This is a genomic window from Mesorhizobium sp. C395A, from assembly GCF_030323205.1.
GTDB lineage: Bacteria > Pseudomonadota > Alphaproteobacteria > Rhizobiales > Rhizobiaceae > Mesorhizobium.
The window spans coordinates 1,817,934-1,831,530 of the sequence record NZ_CP100473.1 but is presented as its reverse complement, the minus strand read 5'-3'; the positions used below and the strand labels follow the sequence as shown (position 1 = coordinate 1,831,530).

13 protein-coding genes are annotated in these 13,597 nt (G+C 62.8%); 4 read left to right on the top strand and 9 right to left on the bottom strand.

All coding sequences use genetic code 11. The annotated features are described in order from the left end of the window. The first annotated feature begins 36 nt into the window (after positions 1-36). The 3 genes from NLY37_RS09005 (at position 37) to rimO (ending at position 2,835) form a co-directional block, all read left to right on the top strand. Positions 37-444, top strand: coding sequence for a DUF930 domain-containing protein (locus NLY37_RS09005; RefSeq protein WP_032889884.1), 408 nt, complete (start codon positions 37-39; stop codon positions 442-444). 278 nt (positions 445-722) lie between these two features. Beyond that, positions 723-1,382, top strand: coding sequence for a TerC family protein (locus tag NLY37_RS09000; protein ID WP_023741228.1), 660 nt, complete (start codon positions 723-725; stop codon positions 1,380-1,382). 139 nt (positions 1,383-1,521) lie between these two features. After that, complete coding sequence (gene rimO, locus NLY37_RS08995) at positions 1,522-2,835, top strand: 30S ribosomal protein S12 methylthiotransferase RimO (RefSeq protein WP_023691314.1); 1,314 nt, start codon at positions 1,522-1,524, stop codon at positions 2,833-2,835. 138 nt (positions 2,836-2,973) lie between these two features. Here the strand turns inward: rimO and NLY37_RS08990 are convergent, their stop codons facing one another. From NLY37_RS08990 to NLY37_RS08955, 8 genes are all read right to left on the bottom strand, one after another. After that, positions 2,974-4,041: a BMP family ABC transporter substrate-binding protein gene (locus NLY37_RS08990; protein WP_023682527.1), complete on the bottom strand. Its 1,068-nt coding sequence runs from the start codon at positions 4,039-4,041 to the stop codon at positions 2,974-2,976. A 50-nt stretch (positions 4,042-4,091) separates the two neighbouring features. Then, positions 4,092-5,012 (bottom strand): ABC transporter permease, encoded by a 921-nt coding sequence (locus NLY37_RS08985; protein ID WP_031246010.1) that lies wholly within the window; start codon positions 5,010-5,012, stop codon positions 4,092-4,094. After that, entirely contained in the window at positions 5,012-6,136 is a 1,125-nt protein-coding gene (locus NLY37_RS08980) for an ABC transporter permease (RefSeq protein ID WP_031246009.1), read from the bottom strand. The genes NLY37_RS08985 and NLY37_RS08980 overlap by 1 nt, the downstream gene beginning before the upstream one ends. Further along, positions 6,133-7,710, bottom strand: a complete 1,578-nt coding sequence (locus NLY37_RS08975) for an ABC transporter ATP-binding protein (RefSeq protein WP_023741225.1) — start codon at positions 7,708-7,710, stop codon at positions 6,133-6,135. The genes NLY37_RS08980 and NLY37_RS08975 overlap by 4 nt, the downstream gene beginning before the upstream one ends. Before the next feature lie 214 nt (positions 7,711-7,924). Next, complete coding sequence (locus tag NLY37_RS08970) at positions 7,925-8,902, bottom strand: quinone oxidoreductase family protein (RefSeq protein WP_023741224.1); 978 nt, start codon at positions 8,900-8,902, stop codon at positions 7,925-7,927. Positions 8,903-8,920: 18 nt separating this feature from the next. Next, the gene (gene pcsA, locus NLY37_RS08965; protein ID WP_023682522.1) at positions 8,921-9,751 is read right to left on the bottom strand and encodes a phosphatidylcholine synthase; all 831 of its coding nucleotides are present in this window, start codon (positions 9,749-9,751) and stop codon (positions 8,921-8,923) included. Beyond that, the gene (locus NLY37_RS08960) at positions 9,748-10,362 is read right to left on the bottom strand and encodes a DUF1326 domain-containing protein (protein ID WP_023706821.1); all 615 of its coding nucleotides are present in this window, start codon (positions 10,360-10,362) and stop codon (positions 9,748-9,750) included. Before NLY37_RS08960 ends, pcsA begins: the two co-directional genes overlap by 4 nt. A gap of 14 nt (positions 10,363-10,376) precedes the next feature. Then, positions 10,377-11,264 (bottom strand): DUF2182 domain-containing protein, encoded by an 888-nt coding sequence (locus tag NLY37_RS08955; RefSeq protein WP_023741223.1) that lies wholly within the window; start codon positions 11,262-11,264, stop codon positions 10,377-10,379. 95 nt (positions 11,265-11,359) lie between these two features. Here NLY37_RS08955 and NLY37_RS08950 point away from each other — a divergent pair, with 95 nt between their 5' ends. Continuing rightward, positions 11,360-12,571, top strand: a complete 1,212-nt coding sequence (locus NLY37_RS08950) for a UbiH/UbiF family hydroxylase (protein WP_023741222.1) — start codon at positions 11,360-11,362, stop codon at positions 12,569-12,571. Here NLY37_RS08950 and NLY37_RS08945 read toward each other — a convergent pair. Beyond that, complete coding sequence (locus NLY37_RS08945; protein ID WP_023741221.1) at positions 12,548-13,510, bottom strand: AEC family transporter; 963 nt, start codon at positions 13,508-13,510, stop codon at positions 12,548-12,550. The two genes, NLY37_RS08950 and NLY37_RS08945, sit on opposite strands and share 24 nt — an antisense overlap. Between the last annotated feature and the right edge of the window lie 87 nt (positions 13,511-13,597).

Sequence of the window (13,597 nt, the reverse complement as noted above, 5' to 3'; positions counted from 1 at the left end):
CCAAAATGGCACTCCGGTTGATTTTTCACGCGAGTTATGGTCGTTCTCCCGCCCATGAAAAAACTATTCCTTGCGGCTCTGGCCTCGGTGACGCTGGCCTGGCCCGCCCACGCGATGGACGCCGCCCTGCGCGCCGGCCTGCTGAAACTCGACCCGGAGACCCGGCTGGAGCAGAGATGCGACGCCGAAGTGCTCGACCGCATCAGCCATGACGACCACAAGTACAAGGCAGACCGCGTCGTCGCCTACGCCTTCGCGACGCCGGAAATGAAGGCCGATGCCATCCGCAGCCCGGGCGCTGCCTTCCGCAGCAAGGGGCAGTGGTACCGGCTGAAGTTCAAATGCGAGACGGCGCCTGACCATATGGAGGTCCTGCAGTTCCGTTACCGCATCGGCGACGAGATTCCGGAAGCCGACTGGGCGAAGTACAATCTCTACGACTGAATTCGCTGCGACCAGAATTCTCTCAGGCAGAACGACCTTCCCTATTCCCGTGGCTTTCAGCGTCGGCCGTTAGAGCGGTTCAGCTTTTTATAGAGCAGCTGACTTATAGAGCAGCTGACCCACTCTAACTCTTTGTTTTTGCATGATTCCGGACGGAAAACCGCTACGCACTTTTCCTGGAATTGCGCCGGCAGTCTCTTGACGCGCGGGAACCATACACGTTAGGGCGTCGGCATATCCGACGACGAACACGCCGATACAGCAAGGGGCTCCGGTCGATGGACATTTTCAGCGCTGCAAGCATGACGGCCCTCCTCCAGGTCATCGCCATCGATCTGGTGCTTGCCGGCGACAATGCCATCGTCATCGGCCTTGCCGCCGCCGGTCTGCCGGTCGAGCAGCGCAAGAAAGCCATCCTGATCGGCGTGTTGGCGGCGACTGTGCTGCGCATCCTGTTTGCCGCCGTCACCGTCAAGCTTCTTGCCATTGTCGGCCTGCTGCTGGCCGGCGGCATCCTTTTGTTGTGGGTGTGCTGGAAGATGTGGCGCGAGCTGCGGACGTCGCATGCCGACGAGTTCGAGGCGACCGAGGCGCTGTCCGATTCCGACCTCAACGGCGACAGAACGGTGGGTGGCAAGGCGCCGCGCAAGACGCTCGGCCAGGCGGCCCTGCAGATCGTCGTCGCCGATGTTTCGATGTCGCTGGACAATGTGCTGGCGGTCGCCGGTGCGGCGCGCGATCATTTTCCGGTGCTTGTCATAGGCCTGGTGCTGTCGATCGCCTTGATGGGCTTGGCCGCGAGCTTCATTGCCAAGCTGCTGCACCGCCACCGCTGGATCGCTTATGTCGGCCTGCTGATCATTCTCTACGTCGCGATCGATATGGTCTATCGCGGCGTTGTCGAGGTCTGGCCGCATGTCAGTCCTGTGGTGAGCTGACTCTGCCGGTCCTACAGCTTCTGTATACTACGGGTATCTGCCGGAGGCAGTGGTCGCGTTCGCCGCAGCCGCTGCCCATACCAATGCCGCAATAAGTGTGGTACTGGCCGCCGATCCCGAAAAACCCGGAATGTTTCTCATGTCTGCGCCTCGCGTCAGTTTCGTCAGCCTTGGATGCCCGAAGGCGCTTGTGGATTCCGAGCGCATCATCACGCGCCTGCGCGCCGAAGGCTATGAGATCGCGCGCAAGCATGACGGCGCGGACCTTGTCGTCGTCAACACCTGCGGCTTTCTCGATTCGGCCCGCGACGAATCGCTCAACGCCATTGGTTCGGCGCTTTCGGAAAACGGCCGGGTGATCGTCACCGGCTGCCTCGGCGCCGAGCCGGACGTCATACGAGAGAAGCACCCCAACGTCCTCGCCATCACCGGCCCGCAGGCCTATGAGAGCGTGATGGCCGCGGTGCATGAGGCGGCGCCGCCCAGCCACGATCCCTATATCGACCTTCTGCCGCCGCAAGGCGTCAAGCTGACGCCGCGCCACTACGCCTATCTCAAGATTTCCGAAGGCTGCAACAACCGCTGCACCTTCTGCATCATTCCGGCACTGCGCGGCGACCTCGTCTCGCGCCCGGCGGCCGATGTGCTGCGCGAGGCCGAGAAGCTGGCCAAGGCCGGCGTCAAGGAACTGCTGGTCATCTCGCAGGACACCAGCGCCTACGGCATCGACATCAAGTACCAGACGTCGATGTTCGGCGACCGCGAAGTGCGGGCGAAATTCCTCGACCTTTCGGAGGAGCTGGGCAAGCTCGGCATCTGGGTACGCATGCACTATGTCTACCCCTACCCGCATGTCGCCGATGTCATCCCGCTAATGGCGGATGGAAAAATCCTTCCCTATCTGGACATCCCCTTCCAGCACGCCTCGCCGCAGGTGCTGAAGAACATGCGCCGTCCAGCCCATGGCGAAAAGACGCTGGAGCGCATTCGCGGCTGGCGCGAGGTGTGCCCGGATCTGGCGATACGCTCGACATTCATCGTCGGTTTCCCCGGCGAGACCGACGAGGATTTCGAGATGCTGCTCGACTGGCTGGACGAGGCCAGGATCGATCGCGCCGGCTGCTTTAAATACGAGCCGGTCCGCGGCGCCCGCTCCAACGATCTCGGCCTCGAACAGGTGCCGCAGGAGATCAAGGAAGCGCGCTGGCATCGCTTCATGCAGCGCCAGCAGAAGATCTCGGCGACGCAGCTGGCCAAGAAGGTCGGCAAGCGCCTGCCGGTGCTGATCGACGAGGCGCATGGCACGTCTGCCAAGGGCCGGACAAAATACGACGCGCCCGAGATCGACGGTTCGGTGCATATCCAGTCGCGCCGCCCGCTGCGCCAAGGCGACATCGTCACGGTCAAGATCGACCGCGCCGACGCCTACGACCTTTACGGCTCGGCGGTTTAGAAATTACCAAAAAGGGCGCCTCCCGGCGCCCTCGGATTTTTGGCACAGCCCTCGGCGCGGTTTCGCAGTCGAAGCGTGCAGCCCGCGAAATGAAAAAGGGCGCCGCGCGGCGCCCCTTCTCCTTTGCGTTTCCGATATTTACTGCGGCAACTTGTCGTCGACGCCCTTCACATAGAAGTTCATGCCGAGCAGCGTGCCGTCGTCGGCGACTTCGCCGTCCTTGAGCCACGGCGTGCCGTCCTGCTTGGCGACCGGTCCGGTGAAGGGGTTCCAGCCATCTGCGATTTTCTTGGCGGTTGCCTCGGCCATCGCCTTCACATCGTCCGGCATGTTGGTGAAGGGCGCCAGCTTGACGGCGCCGTCCTTGATGCCGAGCCAGACATTGTCCGGCTTCCAGGTGCCGTCGAGCGCTGCCTGAACGCGGCTGATGTAGTACGGCCCCCATTCGTCCGTCAGCGAGGTCAGCTGCGCGTTCGGCGCGAACTTGATCATGTCGGAGGACTGGCCGAAGCCGTGCAGCTTGCGCTCTTCCGCCACCTGCAAGGCAGCGGTGGAATCGGTGTGCTGAACGATGATGTCGGCGCCCTGATCGAACAGTGCCTTGGCCGCGTCAGCTTCCTTGCCCGGATCGAACCAGGAGTTCACCCAGACGATCTTGGCCTTGAAGTTCGGGTTGACCGACTGCGCGCCGAGCATGAAGGAGTTGATGCCCATCACCACTTCGGGGATCGGGAAGGAAACGATATAGCCGGCGACCCCTGCCTTCGATTCCTTGGCGGCGATCTGGCCGAGCACGTAGCGGCCTTCATAGAAGCGCGCATTGTAGATGCCGAGATTGTCAGCGGTCTTGTAGCCGGTGGCGTGCTCGAACATCACTTTGGGGAACTTCTTGGCGACCTTCACTTCCGGATCCATGAAGCCGAAGGAAGTGCCGAAGATGATCTTGCAGCCTTCGCGCGCCAGACGTTCGAAAGCACGGTCGGCATCGGGACCTTCCGAGACATTCTCGAGGTAAGCGGTTTCGACCTTGTCGCCGAGCGCCTTTTCCACCTCGAGGCGGCCCTGGTCATGCTGGTAGGAATAGCCGAAATCGCCGATCGGGCCGGTGTAGACCCAGCACGCCTTCAACTTGTCGGCGGCCTGCGCGGACGCCGCCAGTGACATGGCGGCGGTCGTGGTCATCAGGGCAATAAGCAGTTTTTTCATTGTGTTACCTCTCTGAGTTTAGCCTTGGAGCTTCCCGTTTGTTTTTGTTGTCAACGATCCGGAACGAATGGCTGCCCCAAGGAAGCCGGCGTGTTCATCATCGTCAGACGCTTGTTGCGCGAGATTAGAACGAGAACCACGACAGTTGCCAGATAGGGCAGAGAAGAAAGCAGCTGCGAAGGCACCGGAATGCCAAATGCCTGTGCATGAAGCTGGCCGATCCAGACCGCGCCGAAGATGTAGGCGCCGGCCAGCACCCGCCATGGCCGCCACGAGGCGAAGACGACCAGCGCCAGCGCGATCCAGCCACGGCCGGCGGACATGTTCTCCACCCATTGCGGCGTGTAGACCAGCGACAGGTGGCCGCCAGCAAGTCCGGCGCAGGCGCCGCCGAAGATCACTGAGAGATAACGGTAGCGGATGACCTTGATGCCGAGCGCATGCGCCGATGTGTGGCTGTCGCCGATCGAACGCAGCGTCAACCCGGTGCGGGTCTTGAACAGAAACCACATGACGGCCGCCGTCAGCGCGATCGAGATGTAGAAGATCGGATCCTGGCCGAACAGCAGCCGGCCGACCACGGGAATGTCGGTCAGCACCGGAATGTACAGGTTTGGCAGTCTTTCACCGGGCTGGCCGACAAAGCCGGTGCCCATCATGCCGGACAGGCCGAGGCCAAGCAGCGTCAGCGACAAGCCGGTCGCCACCTGGTTGGTGGCGAGCGACAGCGTCATCACCGCAAAGAGCAGCGAGAACACCGCTCCCATGGCGATTGCCGCGAGCAACCCGATCCACGGCGATCCGGTGAGATAGCCGGCGCCGAAACCGCCGACGGCGCCCATGATCATCATGCCTTCGACGCCGAGGTTAAGTACGCCGGAGCGCTCGACCACAAGTTCGCCGATGGCCGCGATCAAAAGCGGCGTCGCCGCCGTAGCGATGGTCAAAAGGATGTTGACGGTGATGTCCATCAGCGGGCTTCCTTCAACTTCGGCGCAGCGTTGAGTTTCGCCGCGCCGTTTGCCAGCGCAACGCCGACCAGGCGAATTCGGTAGTGGATGAGCGTGTCGCAGCCGAGCACGAAGAACAGAAGCATGCCCTGGAACACGCGCGCCACCTTGTCGGAGATACCCAGCGCGCTCTGCACCGCCTCGCCGCCGAGATAGGTCAGCGCCAGCACCAGGCCGGCGGCAACAATGCCAAGCGGATTGAGCCGGCCGAGGAACGCCACGATGATGGCGGTGAAGCCGTAGCCGGGCGAAATGACCGGCTGCAGCTGGCCGATGGCGCCGGAGACTTCCGAGATGCCGGCAAGCCCGGCCAGGGCACCCGAGAGCAGGAAGGCGAAGAACACCATGCGGTTGAGGCCGAAGCCGGCGAAGCGCCCTGCCCTCGGGCTGGAACCGAGCACGCGGACTTCAAAACCTTTGAGCAAGCGGCTCATCAGCACCCAGATCAGCACGGCTGCGATAAGCGCGAAGACAAAACCCCAATTGGCGCGGCCGGCATCCGGCATCAGTTCCGGCAGGACGGCCGAGTCGTTGAACTGGATCGTCTGCGGAAAACCATGGCCCTGAGGGTCGCGCCAGGGGCCGCGCACCAGCCAGTCGAGGAAGAGCTGGGCGACATAGACCAGCATCAGGCTGGTCAGGATCTCGTTGGTGCCGAAGCGTGTCTTCAGCAGAGCCGGGATTGCTGCGTAGGCGGCGCCGCCGACCATGCCGAACAACAGCATCAGCGGCAGCACCAACGGGCCTTCGAAGCCAGGGAACAGCACCGGAATGGCCGAGCCAAAAATACCGCCGAGGATGAACTGGCCTTCGGCGCCGATGTTCCAGATGTTGGCCTTGTAGCAGACCGACAAGCCGACCGCGATCAGGATCAGCGGTGCGGCCTTGATCGCCAGTTCATGCAGCTGCCAGACCTGGCTGATCGGCTCGATGAAATAGATCTGGAATGCATTCAACGGGTTGACGCCGAGCAGCGCGAACATGATGGCGCCGGCGATGATCGTCAGGCCGAAGGCGATGAAGGGCGACAGCGCTGAAAACAGCATTGAGCGCTGCGGGCGTTTGACGAGTTCGAGGCGCATCATGCGGTCTCCAGAACATGTTCGGCGTGGCCGGGCTCGGCGCCGCCCATCAACAGGCCGATCTTTTCGAAGGTGGCGTCGGCGATCGGCAGCGGCTTCGACAATTCGCCATTGTGCATAACCGCGATCGCGTCCGAGATTTCGAACAGCTCGTCGAGGTCCTGGCTGATGACCAGCACAGCCGAGCCGCTGCGCGCCAGCTCGATCAGCGCCTGGCGGATGTGGGCAGCGGCACCGGCGTCGACGCCCCAGGTCGGCTGGTTGACCACCATGACAGCAGGACTGCGGTCGAGTTCGCGGCCGACGATGAATTTCTGCAGATTGCCGCCCGAAAGGGCTGCGGCTTCCGGATCGGGCGCGCTCTTGCGCACATCCATCGCCACGATGATGCGCTGGGCGGCGGCATAGACCGCCGCGCTTTTGACCGCGCCGCCGGTACCGACGAAGACCTTGCCGTCGGTGGCGTGGCGCGACAGGAGCAGGTTTTCCGAAAGCCTCATGCGCGGTGCCGCGCCATGGCCGAGACGTTCTTCCGGCACGAAGGCGGCGCCCATCAGCCGCCGGCCGGTGATCGAGAGCGCGCCGGCATCCTTGGCGCGAATGCGCACCGAAGCGGCGTCCTGCTGCAGCACCTCGCCGGAGACGGATTCGAAGAACTCGCCCTGGCCGTTGCCGGCCACACCGGCAATGCCGATGACCTCGCCGGCGCGCACGGTGAGATTGATGGCCTTTAACGGGATCGAGAACGGCGTCGCCGGCTTGCGGCTGAGCGCGCGGATCTCAAGCAGCGGCGCTGCAGTCTCGATGCCTTCGGCAGGCGCGCGCACCACGGCTTTCACCTCGGTGCCGACCATCATGCGGGCCAGCGACGAAGCGGTTTCCTCGCGCGGATTGCAATGGCCGACGACCTTGCCGTGACGCAGCACGGTGGCGCGGTCGCAGATGCGTTTGACCTCTTCCAGCCGGTGCGAAATGTAGAGGATGGATTTGCCCTCGGAGCGCAGGCGCTCCAGCGTCTCGAACAGCTTGTCGGCTTCCTGCGGCGTCAGCACCGAGGTCGGCTCGTCGAGGATGATGAGCTGCGGCGTCTGCAAGAGGCAGCGGATGATCTCGATGCGCTGGCGTTCGCCGACCGAGAGATCGCCGACAAGCGAGTCCGGATCGAGCGGCAGGCCATAGCTGAAGGAAAGCGCCCTCGCCTTGGCCGCGATCGAGCTGATCGGTGAGCCGTCATCCAGAGACAGAGCGATATTCTCGGCCGCGGTCAGCGCCTCGAACAGCGAAAAGTGCTGAAACACCATGCCGATGCCGAGCTTCTTCGCCATGCCCGGACTGGTGATCCGCACCGCTTCGCCGTTCCAGAATATCTCGCCGGAATTGGGCTCCAGCGAACCGAACAGCATCTTGACCAGCGTCGACTTGCCGGCGCCGTTTTCGCCGAGCAGCGCGTGTATCTCGCCTTTGGCGATGTTGAGGTCGATATGATCGCACGCCGTCAGCGTGCCGAATATCTTGGTCAGGCCACGAACCTCAAGCAGGTTCGCTCCGTCATGATCTGCACTCACAGTGCCTCCCATCCGGTTCCGGATATGTTCTGTGTTCCCGCCAACATCGTATGCGCTGGCCGCTCTCGTGCGAAAGCAGCACCCACCTTGAAAGAGCTTCAAGAATTTCAGCGGAAACTCAAGGGGTAAAGATAGGCCCGTTTCGCACAACAAACCGACCGACCGGTTTTCGTGCAAACAGTGCGTGGGCGCCGCGGCAAAGCACTGAAAGGAAGGCAAACCTCCGTCAGGGGATCAGTATTGTCGTACCCGTGGTCTTGCGCCCTTCGAGATCGGCTTGCGCCTTGCCGGCGTCCTTCAGCGCATAGCGCTGGTTGATCTTGATCTCGACCGCGCCGCTCAACACCACATCGAACAATGCCGCGGCGGAGATTTCGAGGTCTTCACGCTTGGCGTTGTAGACGAACAGCGTCGGCCTGGTAGCGAACAGCGAGCCCTTCTGCGCCAGCAGCGACATCGAAAATGGCGGGATCGGTCCAGAGGACTGACCGAAAGAGACGAACATGCCGAGCGGCTTCAGACAGTCGAGCGAGGCCGGGAATGTGTCGTTGCCGACCGAATCGTAGACGACGTCACATTTCTTGCCGCCGGTGATGGCGGCGACGCCGGCGACGAAATCCTGCTCCTTGTAGTTGATGACATGGTCGAAGCCATGCGCCTTGGCGAGCTCGATCTTGTCGGTTGAGCTTGCCGTGCCGATCACGGTGGCGCCGAGATGTTTTGCCCATTGTCCCAGGATCAGCCCGACGCCGCCGGCGGCGGCATGAAACAGGATGGTGTCGCCTGCCTTCACCTTGAAGGTCCGGCGCAACAGATACTCCGCCGTCATGCCTTTAAGCATCATGCCGGCGGCCTGTTCGTCGCTGATGCGGTCCGGTACCTTGACCACGCGGTCGGCGGCGACAATGCGCTGTTCGGCATAGGCACCGACATTGACGGCATAGGCGATGCGGTCGCCCGGCTTCAGCCAGTCGATGCCTGCGCCGACCTCGAGAACCACACCTGCCGCCTCGCCGCCCGGGATCAGCGGGAAGCCGCCGGGCGGCGGATAGAGGCCGATGCGGTGATAGACATCGATGAAATTGAGGCCGATCGCGGTGTGCCTGACCAGGATCTGCCCGGCGCCGGGTTGTCCCGGATCGGCGTCTTCATAGGTCAGGACTTCCGGACCGCCATGGGCGTGGATACGGATTGCTTTGGACATTTGTGGGCTTTCCTGCGGTCAGGCTTTCTTAGTGTCCGGCTTGGCGCCGAGTTTGGGGAAGAACTGCATGATACCGCCGATGCAGGCGAGGTAAAGTCCGGTGATGGTGATGCCGACCTTGGTAAAGACGCCGACCTGTTCGCCCAAAACGCCGATCTGGTCGTAGAAGGCGGCAAGGGCCGCCTGCGCCAGCGCCAGCGCACCGAAAGCGCACCAGAGCAGCGTCATGCCAAGATTGATTGGCCGCAGCCGCACCACCCGCACGGGATGGATGAAGTTGATCGGCACGAAGGTCAGGATGCCGGCCGCCACGACGACGCCGAAGGACACCCACTGTCCGGGCTCGATGACGAACAGCGTGAACACGACCATATTCCAGACGACCGGAAAGCCTTTGAAGAAGTTCTCCTTCGTCTTCATTCCGGTGTCGGCATAATAGATGGCGCTGGACACCACGATGATGGCCGCCGACAGGAACGACAGCCCTTCGCCCATGAAGCCGCGCTGGTAGAGTGCGAAGGCCGGGATCAGCACGTAGGTGACATAGTCGATGATGTTGTCGAGGAGTTCGCCCGACCAGGTCGGCAAAATCTCCTTGACCTCGAGCTTGCGGGCGATCGGCCCGTCTATGCCGTCGACGAACAGCGCCAGCCCCAGCCACCAGAACATCGCCGTCCAGCGTTGCTCGCTTGCCGCCACCAGCGACAGGAAGGCCAGGAACGAGCCAGACGCGGTCAACAGATGCACCGAGAATGCCCGCGCCTGCGGCCAGGTGACCTTTTTCTTCGGCCTCGGAATCCGGTCGGTGATCTTTTTGGCGGCGTTTCTGGCCGTTGTGTTCTTGCTCACGGGCCCCGCCAATCCAGTTTGCAGATTTCGGCCGAGCGGCCGGCAAAGTTCCAGTTGCGGCCGAAAGCCCGCATCTTGCTCTTGTCGGACCTGGCCACGATGATCTCCGGCGCGATCCAGTATTCCGAGTTGCCGATCACGGTATCCTTCTCGCGATCCTTGCCGGGAATCGGTGTGACCGCCCCGTCGATGATCTTCGGTATCTGGAAAATACGGGTCTTGTCACGCGTCTCGTAGGTGATCGGCACCTGCTCGACGCCGAGGAACTTGCCGACAAGGATCGACAACAGCGCGGTGGTTCCGCCGGCCTTCCCGGTGAAGATCCTGGTCAGCGCTTTCACCGCATAGACGGAGGCTTGCTTGTCGATGAACAGGCCTGCGGTCCAGTTGCCGCGGCTCATATAGCCGGGGATTTCCATGACCAGACCGAGATTGAGGCCGGACAGGTCGACCTCGCCGAAATGGCCTGCGTCGATGCGGAAGCCCGCCCAGGTCTGACAATAACCCTCCGTCGGCGGATGGCTGCCAAGCGACAGTACGCAAGGACAAAAAACCGTGCAATTGCAGGAGAGTACGAGCTCTCCTTTCATTGCCCAGCCTTGCTCTGCCATAGAATTATCCCCCGTCATGCCGAGACTACTAGCAGGGCGACTGCCCAGACAAGCAGTATCGCACCGGCCGCTCGGGTTGGAAGGCTGCCGGTGGTCTGTTTTTCGATCAAGGTGAACAGGCCGATCAGCGCCATCCAGAACACGTTCATCGCGCCGACGGCAAACATCACCAGCATCAGCGCCCAGCAGCAGCCGAGGCACCACAGGCCCTGCTTCAGCCCTAGCCGGAAGATGCCACCCGGCTCCGCGCTCCAGTTGGAAAACAGTGTCGAGAACGGGTTCCGGCATTTTGTCAGGCAGGCCTGCTTGAGGCTGCTGAACTGGTAGAGGCCGGCAACCAGCAGCGCGGCCGCCGCGGCAAGGCCGCTCACCGGATCGAGCAATCGCCCGGAAGACGCAAATGCGTGGACGATCAATGTCAGCACCGCGAATCCGATAGAGGCGACAAGCCATGTCGAGAGGTAGCCGGCGACCAGGACCAGCGGGTGGGCCACCGGCTCGCCCTTGATGCGGGCGGTGTCGGTGATTTCACAATAGGTACGGATCATCGGCGCCGCCGACGGCAGCATCGTCGCCACGGCCATCAAAAACCACATTACGATCAGCGCCAGAACCGGTGCGCCGCCGGCATCAAGTGGTGCGGGCGTCAGGCACATGCCGAAGAAGCGGTCGAGGACATCCGGCAGCGGCAGTTGCGGCAGATATCGCAGGACCACATCGCCTGGTACGCCGGGGAGCCGGCCTTCGGCGCCGCGGATCGCCATGGCGCCGAGAATGAACCAGGCGAGCAGAATGCCGCCGGCGATGGCGATGTTGACCGTCAGGCGGGGGCTGCGGGCCAGGCTTGCCGTGGCGCGGCCGGCGCGGTCGAGATGGCTGAAATCGTCCTGCTGGCCGGTCATGACAACCGAATGAGCCTAATCGCCGCGTTGATCAAGCCGCATGGTCTGACCTATATCCATGGGTAGACACCTGCATCGCAAACTGGAAGTCCAATTTGGATCATCTCGAGACAGCACGGATACTGGTAGCCGGCAGCGGCCCTGCCGGACTGATCGCGGCGCTCGGTTTCGCCGAGGCGGGCTTTCCGGTAACCTTGGTCGGACCCGAAGCAGGCGGGCCCGATGGCCGGACCACGGCGCTGATGAACCCTGCTCTCAAGGTTCTCGATCGGCTGGGCGTGCTGGCCGAACTTGCGCCGAAGGCCGCGCCGCTGAAGGTCATGCGCATCGTTGATGCGACCAGCCGGCTGATCCGCAGCCCGGTGGTGACTTTTCGCGCCATAGAGATCGGCGAGGAGCAGTTCGGGCTCAACCTGCCCAACAGTGCGCTGAACCCGACGCTGGCCAAGTCTGTCGCGGCGCATCCCGGCATCGAATGGCTGACGTCGATGGTCGAGAGTTGGCGTCTGGACGCCGATCAGGCGCATGCCGTCTTGACTGATGGTCGCGAAGTCTCGGCCGCGCTTGCGGTCGCTGCCGATGGGCGCCTGTCGCCGGCGCGCGAGGCGGCAGGCATAGTGGCCTCGGTGCGATCCTACCGCCAAGCGGCGCTGGTGCTGAATTTTGGCCATCGCAGCGAACACGGCTTCACCTCGACCGAGTTCCACACAGAGACCGGGCCGTTCACCCAGGTGCCGTTGCCCGGCAACCGCTCCAGCCTCGTCTGGGTGGTGAAACCGGAGACGGCGAAGGACCTCGCCGCACTCGATGACGTGACACTTTCCGAGCGCGTCGAGCAGCAGATGCAGTCGATGCTGGGCCGGGTGTCGGTCGAGCCCGGCCGACAAATTTACCCGCTTTCAGCGGCATCACCGGGGCGCTTCGCGCAAAACCGGGTGGCGCTGGTCGGCGAGGCTGCACATGTGTTCCCGCCGATCGGAGCCCAAGGTCTCAACCTCGGCATCAGGGACATCGAGGATCTGATTGGAATCGCTGGTGAAAATCGCGGCGACCCCGGCGCCGCGAAGGCCCTGGCCGCCTATGATTCCAGGCGCCGTCCCGACATTCTGGCGCGTTCCGGCGCGGTCAATCTGCTCAACATGTCGCTGCTTTCGGACATGCTGCCGGCGCAGATGGCACGCAGCGCCGGCCTCAATGTGCTCGGCAGTTTCGCGCGGCTGCGCGCCTTTTTCATGCGCGAAGGCTTGAGGCCGGGCAGCGGCTTTGCGGCGCTTACCGGCGGTTCAGGGAAACAGGTCCGGCGGTAAGATGCCGTGGCGGATCATGTAGAGCAGCCCGGTCACCGTCAGCACCGAGAGGCAGGTGGTGATCAGCACGCTGGCCGAGGCGCGTTGCACCCAGACGCCATATTGCTGGGCGATGACGAAGACGTTGGTTGCGGTCGGTAATGCCGCCAAAAGCACGGCTGAAAAAACCCAGATTTCGGAAAAGTTCCCGATCCAGCTCAGCACGACGTAGCAGAGCGATGGATGCAGGATCAGCTTCAGCGCCGCGATCGACGCCAGCTCATGCGGCACGCGGTTGAGCGGCCGGAGCGCAAGCGTCACGCCCATGGCAAACAGGGCGCAAGGGGCGGCTGCCCGCGAAAGATATTCAAGCAGGCGATCCACCGGCTGCGGTGGGTGAAAGCCGAGATAGGCGGCGCCGACGCCAAGCGCGGTCGCGATGATGAACGGGTGCAGGACGATTTTCCTGACTACGCCGAGGATGAGCCGCCACGGCGATGTCTTGTCGTCGCCCGACAGCGCCATCATCATCGGCGCGATGGCGAAATGCATGATATTTTCGAAGCAGAAGATCAGCGCGACGGGAACCGCCGCTTGTTCGCCGAAGGCGAGCAGCGCCAGCCCCGGCCCCATATAGCCGATATTGCCGTAGGCCGCGGCCAGCGCCTTGATCGTCGACTGGGCGATCTCGCCGCGCGACGCCGTCACCGACCATACGAACATGATCGAGAAGATCGTGTAGGTGGAAAATACCGAGCCGAAGATGAAGCGCCATTCGGTCAACTGTTCGAACGGCGTGCGGGCCAGCAATTGGAAGAACAGGGCAGGAAGCGCGACATAGACGATGAAGGTGTTCATCCAGCCAAGCGCTTCCAGCGGCTGCCTGGTCATGCGCGCGACCAGAAAGCCGATGAAAATCAGCCCGAAGAACGGAAGAACAAGACCGACAATGTCAGACATTTTTGCCCTGGCCCGAAACCCCGGGACCGGGCTAGCCCGTAGCTTCATCGGGCGTCAAGCGCTTCGGCATTGAACTGACACGCCATC